This window comes from Rhodococcoides fascians A25f, assembly GCF_000760935.2.
In the GTDB taxonomy this organism is placed as follows: Bacteria; Actinomycetota; Actinomycetes; order Mycobacteriales; family Mycobacteriaceae; genus Rhodococcoides.
Genome location: NZ_CP049744.1, coordinates 3,643,843 through 3,662,554, shown reverse-complemented (window position 1 = coordinate 3,662,554; position 18,712 = coordinate 3,643,843). Strand labels below are relative to the sequence as shown.

Sequence of the window (18,712 nt, the reverse complement as noted above, 5' to 3'; positions counted from 1 at the left end):
AGCAGGGTTCGCCGGAATCCGCGGACTCGCCGAGGGGTTCCGGCGGACGCGCGTACGAACGGGCTGCGCGCTACCGTCGACACATGAGCACCACGGAGAACACACAGTCTTCGATCGGTGGCAGTGCGCCACTCGATCTCGCGTCGATCAGGACAGCTCCGAAGGCGTTGCTGCACGATCACCTCGATGGCGGACTTCGGCCGCAGACCGTGCTGGAACTGGCCGACGAGTGTGGTTACGACGGGCTTCCCGCCACTGATGGCGCGGCGTTGGGCGAATGGTTCCGCGAGTCCGCCGACAGCGGTTCGCTCGTGCGGTACCTCGAGACGTTCGCGCACACCGTCGCCGTGATGCAGACCCCCGAAGGGCTGTTCCGAGTGGCGCGCGAATGCGCCGAGGATCTGGCCGACGACGGCGTCGTGTATGCCGAGGTGCGCTTCGCCCCAGAGCAGCATCTCGAACGCGGACTGACCCTCGACGAGGTCGTCACCCATACCCTCGCGGGTTTCGAGGCGGGGATCTCCGCAGCCAAGGTGCGAGGCAAGAACATCACGATCGGCACCCTGCTCACCGCGATGCGACATGCGGCTCGCTCGCGGGAAATCGCGGAGTTGACGGTTCGATTCCGCGATCGCGGCGTCGTCGGCTTCGACATCGCCGGTGCCGAAGCGGGCTTTCCTCCCAGTCGACACCTCGATGCCTTCGAGTACATGCGAGCAAGCAACGCACACTTCACCATTCACGCGGGCGAAGCCTTCGGTCTGCCGTCCATTCAGGAAGCAGTGGCGTTCTGCGGGACCGACAGGCTCGGTCACGGAGTTCGGATCACCGACGACATCACCCACGAAGCCGACGGCTCGCCCACGCTCGGTTTGCTGGCCGCATACGTGCGTGACACCCGGATGCCGCTCGAGCTCTGCCCGAGTTCCAACGTGCAGACCGGCGCGGTCGAGTCCTTGGCGACACACCCGTTCGATCTGCTTGCACGCCTACGCTTTCGGGTGACCGTCAACACCGACAACCGGTTGATGAGCGACACCTCGATGAGTCGCGAGATGGTCAAGCTCGTCGAGACCTTCGGCTACGGCTGGAGTGATCTCGAGCGGTTCACCATCAACGCCATGAAGTCCGCGTTTCTACCGTTCGACGAGCGGCTGGCGCTGATCGACGACGTCATCAAGCCCGGTTATGCGGTCCTGATCGGCTGACCCTCCGCGCGAGGGCCGGTCACTACTTCTTGCGGAGCCGGCCCTCGAACTCGCGCTCGAGCGCGCGCCATGCTTCGGCCTCGACGGCGAACGGCGCGCTCGGAGCGAGTCGATCGGGACTCGGTTCGAGGGTGTACGAGACGTACCAGCCCAACGGCGTCGACGTGGCGAGCGCCTCCTCGACGGATGTGTCACCGGCGAAATCGGCTGCATCGGTGAACAACTCGACGGCCAGATCCAGCTGATCGGCATCGACCGCAGTCGGGCCCTCGGCGAGATCGTCGGCCAGGCCGGGGAGCACGTACACGTTGTCGTCGGTGATTGTGATGTCGAGCGAGCCGTCGATGGCGGCGGTCTGAATGTCCGAGTACGTGCTGACCTGAGCGAGATCGTGGTCGTGATCATCGGCCAGGTACCGGGCGAGCGAGCGCTCGGAGCCGAACACGCTGATCGCACCGCCGCGGCCGAGGAACACCGGTTTGTCGCCGAGGTAGCAACGCAGGGTGTACAGCGTGTCGTCCGAGGTGATGATGCGAATCGGATCGATGCCGACAGTTGTCCAGAACGTTTCCTCGGCGGCCGCCGCGGCGATCGGATCACGATCGACATCGTCGTCTTCGGAATCGTCGTCTTCGTCTTCCTCGTCGGAATCGGAGTCGATGTCGTCCGTGGCGTCATCGGCGTCGACGGCATTCTCGGCCGCAGCTGTGATCTCGGCTTCTGCTACGGCAACGGCAGCGGAATCGACGTCGGGCGAGGTGACGATGGAGTCGACTGCGTCCAGTACGTCGTCCCAGTGTTTGGCAACCGCCGCTCCGATGCGATCCCACAGTTCGGCTCCCTCACGACCGAGGAAGTTCTCGACGCCTCCGCCGACTGCCCCCACGAACGGATTGGTTCCGAAAAAGCTTGTGACGGGGCGCAATTCGCATACATCACCGATGGAGGCGACGATGTCGAAGGTTGCCTGCAGTTCGGCGAGAACGTCGGCTTCGGGGTCCGAGGCCACCAGCTCCGGTACCGCTACCAGATCGAAGCGATGCAGATCGTCGGGCTCTAGCTCATACGCCGCCAGGGCGGAGACCACCGGCCACGACGGATGGTCGGTGAGATCGTTGTCGTCGTCGGATCGGACGAACGCCGCGAGCTCTGCGACGGTCGAGAATCCGTACAGATCTTCCTCGTGTCCGAGGAATGCCTCCCACTCGTCGTCGCCTTCTCGCCACTCCGGTGCCCACAGTGTCGAGAAGTCACCGGCGGTGAGACCGAGTTCGATCGGGATGATGTCTCCAGCCATGGCGCGAAGCCTATCTCAGGAGTCTGTGAACGACGCTTGCAGAGTTTGCAGGATGCCTTCGCGGTGGTCGAGTGCCCCAGCGGCGGCCTCGGCAGCCACGGAGGTGATCGTCGACGCGAGTACGCGAGCGGTCACCGATCCGAGGTTCTCGGCGAGTTCGAGTTCGACCATGGCACCGGATCCATCGGCGACGACGGTCACCAGGTTGTCCGGAGAGGTGACTCGAAACCTGATGCGGTCCAGTCGCTCGTGAGTCTCGCGCAGGGTGTCCAGTCGGTGCTGGGCTCCGCCGACCAGAGCGTCGACTTCGGTGGTGTGCGTGTGGGTCATGCCTGCCTCAACCAACTCGCGGGGGCGACATCCTCGGCCGAGTCCTCGTTCGCAGCGGCAGCCACTCGGGCGCTCGTGGGTAATCCGAGGCGATCGAGAACGTCGGCAGGAACGCCGTCTTCGGCCAGCAGGGTACGGCGCTGGGCGCGGGCCGCGGCGCTCGCCCGCTCGCTTTGCTGCAGAATCGTCGCCGCCAATGCGCCTCCGCCGTAACGCAGTTCGCGCTCGTCGATGGCAACTGCGATCGGTAGCCCGTGTTCAGTGGAGCGCACTGTCACCGATCCCGATCTGGTGCCCGATACCGCACTGACAACGGTGGTGTCCGAGTCCGTCACTGGCCGGCCTTTCATTCGGTCGGACGGTAGAAGCCCTTGAAGCCCATACCGCTGTTGGTCGTTCGGATCGGTCCGACCTGCACCGGATCTCCGGCTTCGACCAGCTGGCCGTTGCCGATGACCATGGCCACGTGGCCGTCCCAGACCGCAAGGTCGCCGGGCATCACCTCACCCGGTGCCACGGCCGAGCCGATGCCTTGTTCCTGCGCCAGACGGGGGATCTCGACGCCCTGTTGCGAGTACGCCCACTGCGTCAATCCGCTGCAGTCGAGCCCGCTGCCCGGAGTGGTACCGCCCCACGCGTAGGGCACGCCCTGTTGCGTCAATGCACTACGAACGGCACCCGCGGCCTCGGGGTTCGGTGCGGTGACGATACTGCCGTCGGGCAACCGCACTTCGACGCCGCGAGCGGCACTGTCGGTCGACCGGGAAGAATCGGTGGCCGGATCACCCAGATAGTTCAGTGCGCCACCGCCACCGCCACCCGGCACGTCGGCTCCGGTAGCAGGGGAGGACAACGACTGCGCGAACGTCTTCGCCAATTTCTCACCGGCCTCGATCACCTGCGACGTGGCAGGTGAGGTCATGAGGTTCGAGGAAGATCCGGGGGCGGGTACCGGTCCTCCGCCCACGGGGGCGGGCACCGTCGGCGGAGCGGCGAGTGCCCCGACTTTCGCAGTGTGCGCAGCTAATTCGGTGCGAACACGGGCAACCACCACCAGAGCCCGCTCGAGGTGCTCGATGGCTGCCGAGATCAGCATGGTCTGCCCTACCGGTGTAGCGATGATCGGTCCGGCCGAGAGTGCGATGCCCACGAACGACGCCGCGATGGCCTGCAGTTCGAGGAAACCCTGGTTGGTATCGCGGCAGGCCTGATCGACGACGGCGGCGATCTCGTCGGCGTGGTCCGCGAGGGCGATCGCGGACGAGTGTGCGTTCTCGGCGTATCGAGTTGCGGCGTCGGCGGCGGCACCGTTCCAATTCGCGGCGAGCTCGGTGATCGCGACCCTGCCGACTCCCTGCGCCGCCTCGATCGCTGCTGAAGACACACGAAGCACATCGGCCGGACCCCCGGTGGGAACCGCTCCGTTGCCGAAGGCACCGAGCAGGTCGACGATCGGACGGGCCAACAAATCGATCATGGCCGCTACCGCGCGTCCGGCGCGATACCGGCCGCCGAGCCCGCGACGGTTGCGCCGGTGCCGGCATCGGTGAGGGCGTACGACACGGCCGATGCCGTGGCCGCGGAACCGATGCTCGCCACCGCTCCGGCCAAGCGCACCACGGCGTCGGTGTGCGCAAGATGGGTACCGGTGACAGCACCGAGAAATTCCTGTCCGATCAGGCCGAACACCGGTGCGAGCACGGCTGGACCGCACGCCGCGGCGGCAGCACCCGCCGCGGCGATCTGTTGGGCCATGGTCGACGCCACCGCACTGTATGCGAGGACCCCCTCGGTGTCGACGACGAGTTCGGCCATCAGTGCCCCCTGAGAAAGCAATCGATTCAGGGCCGCCGAGTGCGACGCCCAACTGGTTCGACGCGGATGCCCGCCATTCGGTTCCCCTGACTTGCCGTTCGCGTCCGACCACCGAAGTCCTATCCTGGACAGCATGGAAACACACGTGGTCGACCACCCACTGGCCGCAGCTCTGCTCACCACGATGCGGGACGAGCGCAGCGACAATGCCACGTTCCGGACGGCTCTTCGTCAACTCACCCACATGCTGGTCTACGAGGCCACCCGAGACGCCGCCATCGATACCTTCGAAGTGCGCACCCCCGTCGCCGTGACCGAGGGCACCAGGCTGGCACGCCCGCCGTTGCTCGTACCGGTTCTGCGTGCAGGTCTGGGCATGGTGGAGAAGGCCAGCAGTCTGATTCCGCAGTCCCGCGTCGGATTCGTGGGGATGGCCCGGGACGAACAGACGCATCAGCCCGTCCCGTACATGGAGTCCTTGCCCGACGACCTGTCGCAGACGCCGGTATACGTGCTGGACCCCATGCTGGCCACCGGCGGCTCCATGGTGCACACGATCGAACTGCTCGTCGGTCGCGGTGCGGCGGAGGTGACGGCCATCTGCGTCGTGGCCGCTCCCGAAGGTGTTGCCGCGCTGGAAGCCTCGGGCCTGCCGGTCCGATTGGTGGCAGCGAGCATCGACGACGGCCTGAACGAGAATGCGTTCATCGTTCCCGGCCTCGGTGACGCAGGCGATCGTCAGTTCGGTCCGCGCTGACCTCCGCTACCGCCGCCCGCTTGGTCCTCGGGGTCTCCTGGCCCTCGGAGGCGGCACCTGCACCCTGCCCGAGATTACGGGTGCTCGATGTCGACACCGAGCAGATCGAGTTTCACGAACTGGTCGGCCGTAGGCTCGGTTTCCGTGCGCTGGGTGCTTCGACCGATCGGTACTGCACCGGGCGCATGGCATTTCGGGCCGACGGCCCGCCGCGCTACGTGCCGTGCCCCGGCCGGGAGCGCGCCGTCGCGTCGGGCCAGTGCGCGACGTGCGCCGACAAGGACAGTTTTCGATTCGTGCATACCGTGCATCGCAGCGGCTTCGTCTCGCGTGATCTGGAAAAGCATGTCATGCAACCGCATTGGCTCTATCTGGCGGCATTCGCGAACGGCACCTTCAAGATCGGGACGGCAGCGGACACACGCAAGTGGGGCCGGCTCGCCGAGCAGGGGGCGATCAGTGCGCGGTACGTCGCCCACGCCGACGACGGAAAAGCCGTTCGGGTGGCGGAGGATCTCGTGACCGAATCGATGGGGCTACGGCAGGCAGTGCGCTCCGCGGCGAAGGCCGCCTCGCTGTGTCTACCGATCGACGTGGACAGGCTCGACGCCGCCACCGCTGCCCGGGCGGAGCAGGTCCGCGCGATGCTGAGCGAGGCGGGCGTCGCCGGGTGCACCCCGATCGACGAACGATGGACGCCGCCCGCCGGACGCGAAGCGTTGAGCGAGAACGTCAGTCGCGTCACCTACCCCGCGGATGTCGCGACCGGAGCTCATGGACTCGAAATCAGGACATGCGTCGGGCAGGCGGTGATCGCCACTGTGGACGACGACACCTACGTCGTGGACCTGGCAGCACTCAAAGGTCGGCGAATAGAACTCGGTGCCTTCACCTCGGATCTGCCCCCGGTGCAGTCGGCGTTGTTCTGAGATTCGGGATTACCAGGGCTAGAGGTGCTGGGCGTAGTCGGTCAGTTCGGCCAGTAGCTCGCCCGCTGCCGCCCGGGCGCGCGCCAGTTCGTCACGGCTTTCGACCTGCTCGATCACTTCGAGGTACGCCTTGAGCTTGGGTTCGGTACCGGACGGCCGCACGATCACCCGCAGCCCCGATCCGCTGATCTCGACTGCGTCGGTGCGCAACTCGTCGTCGCGGTCAGCGTAATCCTCAACGGTGACCGCCCGGCCGGCCAATTCCGTCGGCGGTTCGGTGCGTAGCCGGTCCATCATGTTCCCGGTCTCGGCGAGGTCCTGCACCCGCCGCGAGACCTGCGCACCCAGGTGCACGCCGAACTCGACCGCAAGGTCGTCGAGCACGTAGAGCAGGGTGCGCCGGTCCTGTTTCAGGCCGGCGGCCAGATCTGCGAGCACCACCGCTGCCGAGATACCGTCCTTGTCGCGCACCACATTCGGATCGACGCAGTGCCCGATGGCCTCCTCGTAGGCGTACACGAGACCCTCGCCCGCGCGGACGAGCCATTTGAATCCGGTCAGGGTGCGGGCATAGCGGGCACCACGCGCCGGAGCGAGCGCGGAGAGCAGTTGCGACGAGACGATGGTGTTGGCCACCAACGGGTCGGCGGGCGCATCGGCGAGGAGATGGTTCGCGAGCAGTGCTCCGGTCTCGTCGCCGGTCAGCATGCGCCACCCGCCGTCCGTGGGCACCCCGACCGCACAGCGATCAGCGTCGGGGTCGAGGGCTATCGCGATATCGGCGTCGATCTCGGCCGCGAGAGCGAGCACCGCATCGGCAGCGCCCGGTTCCTCGGGGTTGGGGAACGTGACGGTGGGGAACGCAGGGTCGGGCTCGAATTGTTCCTCGACCACCTGGACGTCGCGGAACCCTGCTCCACGCAGCGCCGCGGTGGCCAGCTCGCCGCCGACGCCGTGCAGCGCAGTGAGGGCGATGCGGATATCTCGGCGCGTCGAACGAGGGAGTGCAACAACCGAATCGAGGTAACGCGCAGCGATGTCGGTACCGCTGGGTTCGACGATCGAACGGGGAACGTCGACCGCGTCGCCGGTGGCGGCGATCAGCGTCTCGATCTCCGCGTCACTCGGCGGGATCAGCTGCGAGCCGCCGCGGAGGTACACCTTGTAGCCGTTGTCCGCCGCGGGGTTGTGTGAGGCGGTGATCTGCACGCCGAGCTCGGCGTCGAGGGCGCGTACCGCGAAGGCGACGACGGGAGTCGGGAGCGGTCGAGGCAGCAAGACCACCGAAAATCCCTGGGCGGACAGGGTTTCCGCGGCCGCGAAGGCGAACTGTTCGGAGCCGGTTCTGGCGTCGCGGCCGACGACGACGATCGACCCGCCGAGGCCCTTCTCGATCGACCATGCTGAGATTCCGGCGGTGGTCTTCACCACTACCGCCTCGTTCATCCCGTTGGGTCCCGCGCGTACCGGTCCTCTCAAGCCCGCCGTGCCGAACGTCAGTGGGCCACTGAACCGATCGGTGAGTTCGGCATCGGACAGGCTGCGCAGTTCGTCACGGGTAGTGGGGTCCGGATCGCCTGCGATCCAGCGCTGCACGCGTTCGGAAAGCTCCTCGGTCACAGCCGAGTGACCAATTCGTGCAGCAATGCACCCATCCGGGCAGCGGAATCCTTACCGGCAGCGAGTACTTCGGTGTGGTTCAGGTGCTCGCCGGTCATGCCGGCCGCAAGATTGGTGACCAGCGAGATGCCGAGGACTCGCGCGCCCTTCGCCCGCGCGGCGATCGTCTCGTGCACCGTCGACATACCCACGAGGTCTGCTCCGAGAGTGCGCAGCATCCGGATCTCGGCAGGCGTCTCGTAGTGGGGGCCGGGCAGACCCGCGTAGACGCCGTCTTCGAGCGACGGATCGATCTGGGCTGCCAGAGCGCGAAGTTCGGGGGAGTACGCGTCGACCAGATCGACGAACTCGGCACCGACGAGAGGCGAGCGAGCCGTGAGGTTGAGGTGGTCGGAAATCAGGACGGGCTGCCCGACGCTCATGCCATCGCGAATTCCGCCTGCGGCATTGGTCAGCACGACGGTCGTCGCGCCTGCGGCGATCGCGGTGCGCACGGGGTGTACGACGCGTCGCAGGTCGTGACCTTCGTAGGCGTGGGTGCGGCCCTGCAGCAGCAGGGTGTGGGTGCCGCCGACGTCCACCGAGGTGATGGTGCCCGAGTGACCCGACGCCGACGGCGGCGCAAAGCCGGGCAGATCGGCCATGCGCACGGTCGCGGTGGGGGAGCCGAAGACATCGGCTGCTGCCTGCCAGCCGGAGCCGAGGACGATGGCCACGGAGTGGGTGTCGACTCCGGTCGCCGCGGCGAGAGCGTCGGCGGCGGTGCGCGCGGCCCCCTCGGGGTCGGTCACGGGGTCGGTCTCATGTGCGTCGGTGGTTGCCACGATGAACAACAGTAGGAGATCGACGCGATGGATGTGCGACCGATGGAGGTTGCCACCAGCAAGTTACCCCCGAGTAGTATCCGCTGCATGCCTTATCTCGAACGCGACGGCGACGTCCACATCCTGTTCCTCGGTGCCCAGGACGGCGCGGACAATCCGGAGAATCGGTTCCACCCGGACTGGATCGACGCCACCCACGCGTTGCTCGACGAGGTCGAGGCGTCGACCGGTCCGGCGGCACTGGTCACCACGTCGGCGGGCAAGTTCTACAGCAACGGTCTCGACACCGATTGGCTCTTCGCCAACCTGGACAAGATCACCTGGTACCTCGACCGTGTCCACACTCTCTACACCCGGCTGCTGGCGTTTCCGATGGCCACCGTCGCGGCAGTTCAGGGCCATGCGTTCGGAGCAGGCGCGATGTTCGCCACCTCGCACGACTTCCGTATCCAGCGCGCCGACCGAGGCTTCTACTGCCTGCCCGAGGTGAACCTGAACATGCCGTTCACCGTGGGAATGTCGGCACTGATCAACTCCCGGCTGCCCAAGCAGACGGCCGTCGAGGCAATGACGACCGGTCGCCGCTACGGCGGTGCCGACGCCGTGGCCGCCGGAATCGTCGAGGCGACGGCACCGGAAGAGTCGTTGGTGTCCGACGCGGTCGCGAAGGCTGCGGCGCTGACGAGCACCCGGGGTGCGAATCTGGCCGGTATCAAGGCACGTATGCACGTGGATCTGCTCGCCGCACTGAACACCGCAACCGACGACAGCAACTTCAGCTTCGGAAAGTAGCAAGCCGGTCTCTGCCTGCAAGTCGGCACAGCCGTTCCGACACTCGGCCACGCTAGTGACACACTGTCTCTCGTGACGGACGAATCGAACAGTGCTGCTGTGGCCAGTGCCATGGACCGCGCCCTGGCCGCCGCGACTGGCGAACTGGTCGCACTGTCGCACTCGATTCATGCCGAGCCCGAGCTGGCGTTCGAAGAACATCGCAGCGTCGCCAAGATCCTCGATACCCTCCGATCCCACGATTTCGATGTCGAGTCGAACGTGGCAGACATGGATACCGCGTTCACGGCGTCGTTCGGCAGTGGTGACCTGGTTATCGGTATCTGTGCGGAGTACGACGCCCTGCCGGAGATCGGTCATGCGTGCGGGCACAACATCATTGCGGCGTCCGCGGTGGGGGCGGCGCTTGCATTGGCTCCGGTCGCCGACGCTCTGGGCATCACCGTCCGAGTGCTCGGCACCCCGGCCGAGGAGACCGGCGGCGGCAAGGTGCTGATGCTCGAGCGCGGAGTGTTCGACGGCATCGGCGCGGCACTGATGGTCCACCCCGGACCCTTCGACATCGTCGGTGCGACGTCGCTGGCTCTGGCCGACGTCGCCGTGAAGTTCACCGGCCGCGCCGCGCATGCCTCGGCCGCTCCGGAATGGGGAATCAACGCAGGCGATGCGGTCACCATCAGCCAGGTGGCGCTCGGTTTGCTGCGTCAGCACCTGGCACCCGGTCAGCAGTTCCACGGCATCGTCAGCGACGGCGGGGCGGCGCCGAACATCGTTCCCGGCCATGCCGAGTTGCTCTACTACCTGCGCGCGAACACCACGGAGTCGCTCGAGGCGCTGACGACCAAGGCGTTCGCGTGTTTCGAGGCCGGGGCACTCGCCACCGGGTGTACTCACGAGATTCGTACGGTGTCACCGACATACGCTGCGTTGACGCCGGATTCGTGGCTGGTCGCGGCTTTTCGTCAGGAGATCGAAGCGTTGGGCCGATCGCCGTTGGCTCCGGATTTGGAAGGATTTCGCCCGTTGGGCAGCACAGACATGGGAAACGTGACGAATGTTCTACCTGGTATCCATCCCGTCGTCGGGCTCGACGCAGGCGGGGCGGTGACGCATCAGCCGGAGTTCGCCGCTGCGTGCGTCACCGAGTCCGCCGACCGAGCATTACGCGACGGAGCCCTCGGTCTGGCCAGAACGGCCGCGCGTGCTGCAGCCGATCCCAGCACTCGGGCCCGCCTGCTCGACGGCGTGAGCGCCCGATCGGCTGGGCAACAGTGAACACTCGTGAGGCCGCGATCGATCGGTGGATCGAGTCGCACACGGCAGATCTGTCACTGTGGCGTCGGCACATTCACGCCAACCCGGAACTCGCTCGACGCGAATTCGGCACCACCGCATTCGTGATCGAACAACTGGAAGCAGCGGGTCTGTCACCTAAGCCCCTCCCCGGCGGAACGGGGCTGATCTGTGACATCGGGCCCGACGGTCCTCGTGTCGCGTTGCGGGCAGACATGGATGCCCTACCGCTGCAGGAGAACACCGGCGCGGCGTATTCGTCGACTGTGCCCGGGGTGTCGCACGCCTGCGGCCACGACGCGCACACCACGGTGCTGCTCGCGACCGGGCTGGCGCTGGCATCGCTGCCGGATCTGCAGTACGGGGTGCGCCTGATCTTTCAGCCCGCCGAGGAGGTCATGCCCGGGGGTGCACTCGACGCGGTGGCCGCGGGCGCGCTCGACGGTGTCACCAAGATCTTTGCGCTGCACTGTGATCCGCGGCTCGAGGTGGGGCAGGTCGGCGTACGTGTCGGTGCCATCACCTCCGCCGCCGACACCGTCGAGCTGCGGCTGGACTCACCCGGCGGTCACACGTCGCGGCCACACCTGACGACGGATCTCGTGTACGCGCTCGGCACGGTCATCACCGGCCTGCCCGGGATGCTGAGCAGGCGCATCGATCCGCGAACCAGCACGGTCATGGTGTGGGGAGCGGTGGTGGCGGGCCAGGCCCCCAACGCCATTCCGCAGACCGGCATGCTGACCGGCACCGTCCGCACCGGCGATCACGAGACCTGGGCGTTGCTCGAACCGTTGGTTCGCGAGATCGTCACCGGATTGCTCGCACCCACCGGGGTGCAATTCGAGTTGCACTACCGCCGCGGCGTACCGCCGGTGGTCAACGACCCCTCGTCCACGCACACCTTCGAGAAGGCGATCACACGGGTCGGGGTAACCGCCCTCGCCGATACCGCGCAGTCCGGTGGCGGCGAGGATTTCTCGTGGTACCTCGAAAGGGTGCCGGGGGCGATGGCTCGGCTGGGCGTCTGGCCCGGTACCGGCCCCCAACTCGACATCCATCAGCCCACGTTCGATCTCGACGAGCGAGCATTGGCCGTGGGTGTGAAGGTGATGACCGGAATCGCGCTGGATCCGAACTAGGGGCAGGGAACGAGATGGCTTTCGAATTGTCTCCGATCGGAATCGTTCGATCCGACCGTGCCGAAGTGGTGGACGACAACTGGGGATCCGTCGAGTCCGTCATCGACCTCGATCGGACCGCGCTCGACGTAGACGCGACTCTCGGTCTTGCCGACTTCTCGCACCTCGAGGTCGTCTACGGCTTCCACCGGTGTGATCCGGCCGCGACGACCACCGGATCGCGCCACCCCCGCGGCGACACGACGCTTCCTCGGGTGGGAGTCCTCGCCCAACGCGTCAAGGACCGGCCCAACCATCTCGGAGTGTCGCGGTGCGAGATCGTCGACGTCGACGGTCTGCGCATCCGAGTTCGAGGTCTCGACGCGATCGACGGCTCACCGGTCCTCGACGTCAAACCGTTCCTGCAGTCCATGGTTCCGGAGCGTGCGGACGTGACCGAGCCTGCCTGGGTGGCGTCGGTGATGAAGAACTACTTCTGATCTGTCCGTCGAGCTACGAGGCTGTACCGGGACCCACGTTGCGGCTGTTGCGGGTTCGTAGGTCTCGCACGTATTCGGCTGGGGCACCGGCAATTTCGGCTGCTTCCGCCATCACTCCGAGATAGCGGGCCGACGGCAGGCCACCCTCGTAGGCGTCGAGCACGTACATCCACGCCAGTACCGGCTCACGGCCGGTCTCGATGCGTAGTCGGATCTTGCGGTGAATGCCGAGTTCGGAGCCCTCCCAGCGATCCAGACTCTCCTCGTCCTCGTCCGATACGTCGTAGAGGACGACGAAGACCTGAGAGTCGGGATCCTCGACGATCGTGGCGAGTGCGCCTTCCCAGCCGATGTCGCCGCCGCCGAAGGTCAACCGCCATCCGTGCAGCCACCCGGTTCCCGACAGGGGGGAGTGTGGGCATCGCTGCAACATCTGCTCCGGATGCATGTTCGATCCGTAGGCGGCATAAATTGGCACGTCGGCCAGCCTAAACCGTATCGGTGCCGGTTGACGCGTCGTGGTCCTGTTTCGGTGAGTCGTCGCAGGTCCGGTCGCCTCCCGGGTCACCGAAGCCAGCCCTACCGACGCGCCGGGGCGGCCTCTGCAATACCGTTGAGGGGACAAAGCGAGAGAATTTCGAGCACGCGAGAAGAGGATCAATGACCCGGATTGTGATCATCGGTGGTGGTCCGGCAGGGTACGAAGCAGCATTGGTAGCCGCCCAGCACGGCGGACAGGTGACGCTCGTCGATTCCGACGGCATCGGCGGTGCCTGCGTTCTCTGGGACTGCGTGCCGTCGAAGACGTTCATCGCCTCGACCGGCATTCGCACCGAAATGCGTCGAGCCAGCGACCTGGGTATTTCGCTCGATCCATCGCAGGCCGCCGTTGCGCTTCCGAAGATTCACGACCGAGTCAAGAGTCTCGCGCAGGCTCAGTCGGCCGACATCGCACACCGCGTCACCTCGGTCGGCGTCGAACTCCTGGCCGGCCGCGCCGAGATGATCGACACCCATGTCGGCATGGCCTCGCATCAGATCAAGGCGGTGTTGGCCGACGGCGAGGAACGCATCCTCGACGCCGACGTCGTCCTCATCGCGACCGGTGCCCGCCCCCGCGTGGTCAAGGGAGCCGAGCCCGACGGCGAACGCATTCTCAACTGGCGTCAGCTTTACGACCTCGAGGCCCTACCCGAGCACTTGGTGGTCGTCGGATCCGGTGTGACCGGTGCCGAGTTCGTCTCGGCCTACACCGAGATGGGCGTCAAGGTCACCGCTGTCTCGAGCCGCGACCGCGTGCTCCCACACGAGGACGAGGATGCCGCTCTGGTCCTCGAGGACGCGTTCAACGAGCGAGGTGTCACTCTCGTCAAGCACGCCCGTGCGGACTCGGTCGTACGCACCGACGACGGTGTTCTCGTCACGCTGTCGGACGGCCGCACCGTCGAGGGCAGCCACGCGCTGATGACAGTCGGATCGGTTCCCAACACCTCCGGTCTGGGACTCGAGAAGGTGGGCATCGAACTCGACAAGGGTGGATACCTGCGAGTGGACCGCGTATCTCGTACCGCGGTCGCGGGCATCTACGCAGCCGGTGACTGCACCGGTCTGCTGCCGCTGGCCTCGGTCGCGGCGATGCAGGGACGCATCGCGATGTACCACGCACTGGGACAGGCCGTCAGCCCGATCAAGCTCAAGACCGTGGCCTCGGCGGTGTTCACGCGGCCCGAGATCGCGTCGGTCGGTGTGGCGCAGTCCAAGATCGACGCCGGTGACGTACCGGCGCGCGTGGTGATGCTGCCACTGACCACAAATCCGCGAGCGAAGATGAGCGGGCTCAAGCGCGGTTTCGTCAAGATCTTCTGTCGCCCGGCCACCGGCGTCGTCATCGGCGGCGTTGTGGTCGCCCCGAGCGCGTCGGAGCTGATTCTGCCCATCGCGATGGCGGTGCAGAACAACCTCTCGGTCAACGACCTGGCCAACACGTTCTCGGTGTACCCGTCGTTGTCGGGATCGGTCATCGAGGCTGCGCGTCAGCTGATGGCGCACGACGATCTGGACTGATCTCACTATGTGAGAATTGCGTTTCATATTTCGGTAGCACGTGAGACAGTCGAGAGAGCGGACACACCCGTCCGCTCTCTCCTCGACTCAGCGGATCCGCGGGCCGTTCCTTCGTTCCTGCTGCCCCGGAGTCTCTTTCATGTCTTCTACTCACCTCCCCGTCGGCTTGGCCCGACGCACCGCATCGTTGTCCAGCTCGGCTATCCGTGATCTTCTTGCCCTCACCGCTCGCGACGACGTCATCAGCCTGGCGGGAGGCCTGCCGGCCACGGATCTGATCCCCGTCGACCGCATCGCGGCTGCTGCCGACGCGGTACTGCGGAGCCCCGATGCCGTCCAATACTGCGAAACTGCCGGTCATCGCACGCTGCGCAGCGTGATCGCGGCCAGAGAGAGCGCCGTGCGCGGGGGAGTGACGGTTCCGACGGACACCGTCGTCGTCACGCACGGATCGCAACAGGCGCTGACGCTGCTCGCGCAGGCGCTGATCGACCCGGGTGCTGTTGTCGTCGTCGACGAGCCCGCGTATACCGGTGCGCTGCAGGTGTTCTCGATCGCCGAGGCACGGATCGAGGCCATCGAAATCGACGCCGACGGGATGGACACCGCGGAACTCGAACGACGGTTGACGGCGGGGCTGCGTCCTGCGGTGGTCCACACGGTCGCCAACTTCCACAACCCTCGCGGGGTCACGATGAGCGAGCACCGGCGTCGGCACCTCGCGGCGCTCGCGGATCACTACGGATTCTGGGTGATCGAGGACGACCCGTACGGCGAGATCTGGTTCGCCGCAACAGGCTCTGTGCACGGTACGGGCGCACCGCCGCCGCCGATAGCCTGTTTCGGCGATCGCGTCATCCGGCTGTCGAGTGCGTCGAAGATCCTCGCTCCGACGCTGCGTGTCGGCTGGTTCGTCGCACCGCCCGCCGTGTGTGCGGCTGTGGAGCTCCTCAAGCAGGGTGCCGATCTGTGCGGTTCCTCGATGACGCAGCTGATGGCGGCGAGCATGCTCGGCGACACTGCATGGTTGGACGCGCACTTGACGACACTGCGTCATGAGTATGCTTGCCGTGCAACGGCATTGACGGATGCGCTCGATGCCGAGTTCTCCGCGCGGCTCACGGTCTCGCGCCCGACGGGTGGAATGTTCGCCTGGGCGACGTTCGAGGACGGGACCGATACGAGCGAGTTGCTCGCGGCCGCCCTGGAGCATGGAGTCGCCTTCGTTCCAGGCTCGGCGTTTGCGTCGGCCGAGCAGTACGGCCGCTCGCTCCGGTTGAGCTTCGCGGGATCGACACCGGCAGAGCTGGCGGAGGCGGTGCGGCGATTGGGCGCTGCACACACGTCCATCCGCACTCGCTGACCTCGCGGAGCCCGGTCGGCAGGTTCTGCGCGTGGCGGACCTGGGGCGGTAACCTGACATGCACGTAGTGCGCGGGGTTTTTCGACGGATAGGGAGCGTCACAGTGAGCAACCGATCGAACACGAAGTTCCTCGGACCCACCCAGCGGGTGGAGGCGTGGGACCAGCTCGGAACCGAGCAGTTCGACGTCGTGGTCGTCGGCGGTGGCGTCGTCGGCTCCGGTGCGGCCCTCGACGCGGCGACGCGGGGTTTGAAGGTGGCTCTGGTCGAGGCGCGTGATTATGCGTCGGGCACCTCGTCTCGCTCGTCGAAGATGTTCCACGGCGGGCTCCGCTATCTCGAGCAGCTCGAGTTCGGGCTCGTACGCGAGGCGCTGCACGAACGAGAACTCTCGTTGTCCACACTCGCACCGCACCTTGTCAAGCCGCTGAAGTTTCTGTTTCCGCTCACTCATCGCCTGTGGGAGCGCCCGTACATCGCCGCGGGCATCTTTCTCTACGACCGGATGGGTGGGGCCAAATCGGTTCCGCAGCAGAAGCATCTGACGCGTTCGGGCGCGTTGCGGATGTCGCCCGGCATCAAACGGAAGTCGCTGATCGGCGGAATTCGGTACTACGACACCGTCGTCGACGATGCCCGGCACACCATGACGGTCGCCAGAACGGCCGCTCACTACGGCGCGGTGGTTCGTACATCCACCCAGGTCGTCGGGTTCCTGCGGGAGGCAGATCGGGTATCCGGTGTGCGAGTGCGCGATTCGGAGACCGGAGCCACCACGGAAGTACGCGCACACGTGGTGATCAACGCCACCGGCGTGTGGACCGACGAGATTCAATCGCTGTCCAACATGCGTGGACGTTTCCGGGTGCGTGCATCCAAGGGCGTGCACATCGTGGTGCCGCGCGACCGAATCGTCAGCGAAGCCGCGATCATTCTGCGCACCGAGAAATCCGTGCTCTTCATCATCCCGTGGGGTGCGCACTGGATCATCGGCACCACCGACACCGACTGGAATCTCGATCTTGCCCATCCGGCCGCGACCAAAGCCGACATCGACTACATCCTGGGTGAGGTCAACGGTGTGCTCGTCACGCCGCTCACCCACGAGGACATCGACGGTGTGTACGCGGGCCTGCGGCCACTGCTGGCAGGCGAGAGCGACGAGACCTCCAAGCTCTCTCGCGAGCACGCGGTCGCTCGCGTGGCACCGGGACTCATCGCCATCGCCGGCGGCAAGTACACGACCTACCGAGTGATGGCCGAGGACGCCGTCGATCTGGCGGCGGAGGACATTCCGGTGCGGGTGGCGTCATCGATCACCGAGAAGGTGCCCCTCGTCGGTGCCGACGGTTACTTCGCCCTGGTCAATCAGGCACCGCATCTGGGCGAGATGTACAACTTGCATCCACATCGGGTGACGCACCTGCTGGACCGATACGGTTCGCTGATCGACGAGGTGTTGGCGATGGCGGACGGGAAACCCGAACTGCTGCAACCACTCACCGACGCACCGTCCTACCTGCAGGTCGAGGTGGTCTATGCGGCGGCGGCGGAGGGCGCGTTGCACCTGGAGGACGTGCTGTCGCGTCGTACCCGGATTTCCATCGAGTACTCGCACCGTGGGATGAACTGCGCGGGTCAGGTGGCCGCGTTGATCGCACCCGTTCTGGGGTGGGACGAGGCCATGGTCGATCGTGAAGTCGAGACCTACCGCGCCCGGGTGGAGGCCGAGATCGAATCGCAGCGCCAGCCCGACGACGAGTCGGCGGACGCGTTGCGGGTCGTCGCTCCTGAGGCCCGACAGGAAATTCTGGAACCGGTTCGCACGATCTAGCGCAGTCGAACCAGCGTCCGGGGTGCGCGAGCCGCCGTCGCGCCGGAAACGGCCATGATCAGCAGGGTGAATATCGCAAGTGTCAGCATGCGACCCATGGTGGTAGGCGAAGCTGTGAACAGGCTTGGCCGCACCTGGCAGGACGCCGTCAGATGGGTCCGGGTTGACAGTGCGGGCAATAGTAGATCTGCCGCTCCTCGAGCGGGTTGTCGCCGATGAGCCCGAACTCGATGGTGGTTCCGCACCGTCGGCACGGCTTGTTCTCCCGGCCGTACACCCAGAAGTGTCGGCCGGGTCGCCGATCTCCAGTGGTGACGCGCTGATTTCGATCCTTGTTGGCCATGATCAGTCGATAGGACAGGTCGATGGTCTTCTTCAAGTCGCCGGCGTCGGCGACCGGTGTACGCGGGTCGATTCCACGCAGAAAGCAGATCTCGTTTCGATAGACATTGCCGAGCCCGGCGATGTTGCGCTGGTCGAGCAGAGCGAGTCCGACGGGACGAGCCGGATCCGACTCCAGATTGGTCAGGGCGACGTCTGGGTCCCAGTCCGTACCGAGCAGGTCCGGTCCGAGGTATCCGACGGCCTCCTCTTCGTCCTCGATGATGTCGAGCACTCCGAGTTCGAACCCGATGGCCTGCGCATTCGCGGTGTTCAAGATGATGCGCGCCTGGAACGCCGGGCGACGCCACCTGGCACCGGGTGCATAGACGTGCCAGGTGCCCTCCATCTTGAGATGCGAATGAATGGAGTAGCCGCCCACCCGAATCAGCAGATGCTTGCCGCGCGACGCGACAGAGTCGACCGTCTTGCCAGTGAAATCCACTGTGGCATAACGTGGTACGCGAATGTCACAGGTGGTGAGTTGCTGTCCCTCCAGCGCCGCCCGCAGAGTGTTGGCCGCGCGCCAGACCGTATCGCCCTCGGGCATCTGCATCCTCTCTGGTTCCTGGGAAGTGTTGCGG

Annotated in this window: 19 protein-coding genes; 10 read left to right on the top strand and 9 right to left on the bottom strand. The window is 66.1% G+C overall.

Annotation, left to right across the window (positions count from 1 at the left end; genetic code table 11):
* Positions 1-83: 83 nt before the first annotated feature.
* Positions 84-1,208, top strand: a complete 1,125-nt coding sequence (locus BH93_RS17240) for an adenosine deaminase (protein ID WP_052065717.1) — start codon at positions 84-86, stop codon at positions 1,206-1,208.
* A 22-nt stretch (positions 1,209-1,230) separates the two neighbouring features.
* Here BH93_RS17240 and BH93_RS17235 read toward each other — a convergent pair whose 3' ends face one another.
* The 5 genes from BH93_RS17235 to BH93_RS17220 are packed head-to-tail and all read right to left on the bottom strand — an operon-like array spanning position 1,231 to position 4,650.
* Complete coding sequence (locus BH93_RS17235) at positions 1,231-2,505, bottom strand: hypothetical protein (protein WP_032376841.1); 1,275 nt, start codon at positions 2,503-2,505, stop codon at positions 1,231-1,233.
* A 15-nt stretch (positions 2,506-2,520) separates the two neighbouring features.
* A complete protein-coding gene (locus BH93_RS27810; RefSeq protein WP_052058850.1) occupies positions 2,521-2,835 on the bottom strand; it encodes a YbaB/EbfC family nucleoid-associated protein in 315 nt (104 codons plus the stop codon).
* Complete coding sequence (locus BH93_RS17230; RefSeq protein WP_052065719.1) at positions 2,832-3,185, bottom strand: hypothetical protein; 354 nt, start codon at positions 3,183-3,185, stop codon at positions 2,832-2,834. The genes BH93_RS27810 and BH93_RS17230 overlap by 4 nt, the downstream gene beginning before the upstream one ends.
* Positions 3,182-4,312, bottom strand: coding sequence for a C40 family peptidase (locus BH93_RS17225; RefSeq protein ID WP_037176703.1), 1,131 nt, complete (start codon positions 4,310-4,312; stop codon positions 3,182-3,184). Before BH93_RS17225 ends, BH93_RS17230 begins: the two co-directional genes overlap by 4 nt.
* A gap of 5 nt (positions 4,313-4,317) precedes the next feature.
* The gene (locus tag BH93_RS17220; RefSeq protein WP_037155867.1) at positions 4,318-4,650 is read right to left on the bottom strand and encodes a type VII secretion target; all 333 of its coding nucleotides are present in this window, start codon (positions 4,648-4,650) and stop codon (positions 4,318-4,320) included.
* Between the two features lie 133 nt (positions 4,651-4,783).
* On the opposite strand from BH93_RS17220, the gene upp reads away from it, so the two are divergent.
* On the top strand, positions 4,784-5,407 hold the full coding sequence (gene upp / locus BH93_RS17215; RefSeq protein WP_032376845.1) for a uracil phosphoribosyltransferase: 624 nt from the start codon (positions 4,784-4,786) through the stop codon (positions 5,405-5,407).
* An 80-nt stretch (positions 5,408-5,487) separates the two neighbouring features.
* A complete protein-coding gene (locus tag BH93_RS17210; RefSeq protein ID WP_242458997.1) occupies positions 5,488-6,336 on the top strand; it encodes a DUF2797 domain-containing protein in 849 nt (282 codons plus the stop codon).
* Positions 6,337-6,354: 18 nt separating this feature from the next.
* Here BH93_RS17210 and BH93_RS17205 read toward each other — a convergent pair whose 3' ends face one another.
* Positions 6,355-7,956, bottom strand: coding sequence for a phospho-sugar mutase (locus BH93_RS17205; RefSeq protein ID WP_052065721.1), 1,602 nt, complete (start codon positions 7,954-7,956; stop codon positions 6,355-6,357).
* The gene (locus tag BH93_RS17200) at positions 7,953-8,747 is read right to left on the bottom strand and encodes a purine-nucleoside phosphorylase (protein WP_037156237.1); all 795 of its coding nucleotides are present in this window, start codon (positions 8,745-8,747) and stop codon (positions 7,953-7,955) included. Before BH93_RS17200 ends, BH93_RS17205 begins: the two co-directional genes overlap by 4 nt.
* Positions 8,748-8,867: 120 nt before the next feature.
* Here BH93_RS17200 and BH93_RS17195 point away from each other — a divergent pair, with 120 nt between their 5' ends.
* The 4 genes from BH93_RS17195 to BH93_RS17180 all read left to right on the top strand — a co-directional run bounded on the left by BH93_RS17195 (position 8,868) and on the right by BH93_RS17180 (position 12,486).
* The gene (locus BH93_RS17195; protein WP_037177117.1) at positions 8,868-9,572 is read left to right on the top strand and encodes an enoyl-CoA hydratase/isomerase family protein; all 705 of its coding nucleotides are present in this window, start codon (positions 8,868-8,870) and stop codon (positions 9,570-9,572) included.
* Between the two features lie 111 nt (positions 9,573-9,683).
* Positions 9,684-10,847 carry a M20 family metallopeptidase gene (locus BH93_RS17190; RefSeq protein ID WP_037177118.1) on the top strand — a complete coding sequence of 388 codons (1,164 nt, stop codon included), beginning with the start codon at positions 9,684-9,686 and terminating at the stop codon, positions 10,845-10,847.
* Positions 10,844-12,007, top strand: coding sequence for a M20 family metallopeptidase (locus tag BH93_RS17185; protein WP_037176707.1), 1,164 nt, complete (start codon positions 10,844-10,846; stop codon positions 12,005-12,007). Before BH93_RS17190 ends, BH93_RS17185 begins: the two co-directional genes overlap by 4 nt.
* 14 nt (positions 12,008-12,021) lie before the next feature.
* The gene (locus BH93_RS17180; RefSeq protein ID WP_037176708.1) at positions 12,022-12,486 is read left to right on the top strand and encodes a TrmO family methyltransferase domain-containing protein; all 465 of its coding nucleotides are present in this window, start codon (positions 12,022-12,024) and stop codon (positions 12,484-12,486) included.
* A gap of 13 nt (positions 12,487-12,499) precedes the next feature.
* Here the strand turns inward: BH93_RS17180 and BH93_RS17175 are convergent, their stop codons facing one another.
* Complete coding sequence (locus BH93_RS17175) at positions 12,500-12,964, bottom strand: gamma-glutamylcyclotransferase (RefSeq protein WP_032404793.1); 465 nt, start codon at positions 12,962-12,964, stop codon at positions 12,500-12,502.
* 182 nt (positions 12,965-13,146) lie between these two features.
* Here BH93_RS17175 and BH93_RS17170 point away from each other — a divergent pair, with 182 nt between their 5' ends.
* From BH93_RS17170 to glpD, 3 genes are all read left to right on the top strand, one after another.
* Complete coding sequence (locus tag BH93_RS17170; protein ID WP_032376850.1) at positions 13,147-14,550, top strand: NAD(P)H-quinone dehydrogenase; 1,404 nt, start codon at positions 13,147-13,149, stop codon at positions 14,548-14,550.
* 139 nt (positions 14,551-14,689) lie between these two features.
* Positions 14,690-15,913 (top strand): aminotransferase-like domain-containing protein, encoded by a 1,224-nt coding sequence (locus tag BH93_RS17165; protein ID WP_037176709.1) that lies wholly within the window; start codon positions 14,690-14,692, stop codon positions 15,911-15,913.
* A 58-nt stretch (positions 15,914-15,971) separates the two neighbouring features.
* Positions 15,972-17,747, top strand: a complete 1,776-nt coding sequence (gene glpD / locus BH93_RS17160) for a glycerol-3-phosphate dehydrogenase (protein ID WP_371832071.1) — start codon at positions 15,972-15,974, stop codon at positions 17,745-17,747.
* Positions 17,748-17,895: 148 nt separating this feature from the next.
* Here the strand turns inward: glpD and BH93_RS17155 are convergent, their stop codons facing one another.
* Entirely contained in the window at positions 17,896-18,678 is a 783-nt protein-coding gene (locus BH93_RS17155; protein ID WP_037177119.1) for a DNA-formamidopyrimidine glycosylase family protein, read from the bottom strand.
* Positions 18,679-18,712: the final 34 nt, after the last annotated feature.

Excerpts from the sequence above, each read along its gene's own strand:
- BH93_RS17240 (WP_052065717.1), top strand. The coding sequence starts at position 84 with ATGAGCACCACGGAGAACACACAGTCTTCGATCGGTGGCAGTGCGCCA.
- BH93_RS17230 (WP_052065719.1), bottom strand. The coding sequence starts at position 3,185 with ATGAAAGGCCGGCCAGTGACGGACTCGGACACCACCGTTGTCAGTGCG.
- BH93_RS17165 (WP_037176709.1), top strand. The coding sequence starts at position 14,690 with ATGTCTTCTACTCACCTCCCCGTCGGCTTGGCCCGACGCACCGCATCG.
- BH93_RS27810 (WP_052058850.1), bottom strand. The coding sequence starts at position 2,835 with ATGACCCACACGCACACCACCGAAGTCGACGCTCTGGTCGGCGGAGCC.
- BH93_RS17195 (WP_037177117.1), top strand. The coding sequence starts at position 8,868 with ATGCCTTATCTCGAACGCGACGGCGACGTCCACATCCTGTTCCTCGGT.
- BH93_RS17190 (WP_037177118.1), top strand. The coding sequence starts at position 9,684 with ATGGACCGCGCCCTGGCCGCCGCGACTGGCGAACTGGTCGCACTGTCG.
- BH93_RS17220 (WP_037155867.1), bottom strand. The coding sequence starts at position 4,650 with ATGGCCGAACTCGTCGTCGACACCGAGGGGGTCCTCGCATACAGTGCG.
- BH93_RS17155 (WP_037177119.1), bottom strand. The coding sequence starts at position 18,678 with ATGCCCGAGGGCGATACGGTCTGGCGCGCGGCCAACACTCTGCGGGCG.
- BH93_RS17180 (WP_037176708.1), top strand. The coding sequence starts at position 12,022 with ATGGCTTTCGAATTGTCTCCGATCGGAATCGTTCGATCCGACCGTGCC.
- BH93_RS17225 (WP_037176703.1), bottom strand. The coding sequence starts at position 4,312 with ATGATCGATTTGTTGGCCCGTCCGATCGTCGACCTGCTCGGTGCCTTC.
- BH93_RS17235 (WP_032376841.1), bottom strand. The coding sequence starts at position 2,505 with ATGGCTGGAGACATCATCCCGATCGAACTCGGTCTCACCGCCGGTGAC.
- glpD (WP_371832071.1), top strand. The coding sequence starts at position 15,972 with ATGCACGTAGTGCGCGGGGTTTTTCGACGGATAGGGAGCGTCACAGTG.
- upp (WP_032376845.1), top strand. The coding sequence starts at position 4,784 with ATGGAAACACACGTGGTCGACCACCCACTGGCCGCAGCTCTGCTCACC.
- BH93_RS17170 (WP_032376850.1), top strand. The coding sequence starts at position 13,147 with ATGACCCGGATTGTGATCATCGGTGGTGGTCCGGCAGGGTACGAAGCA.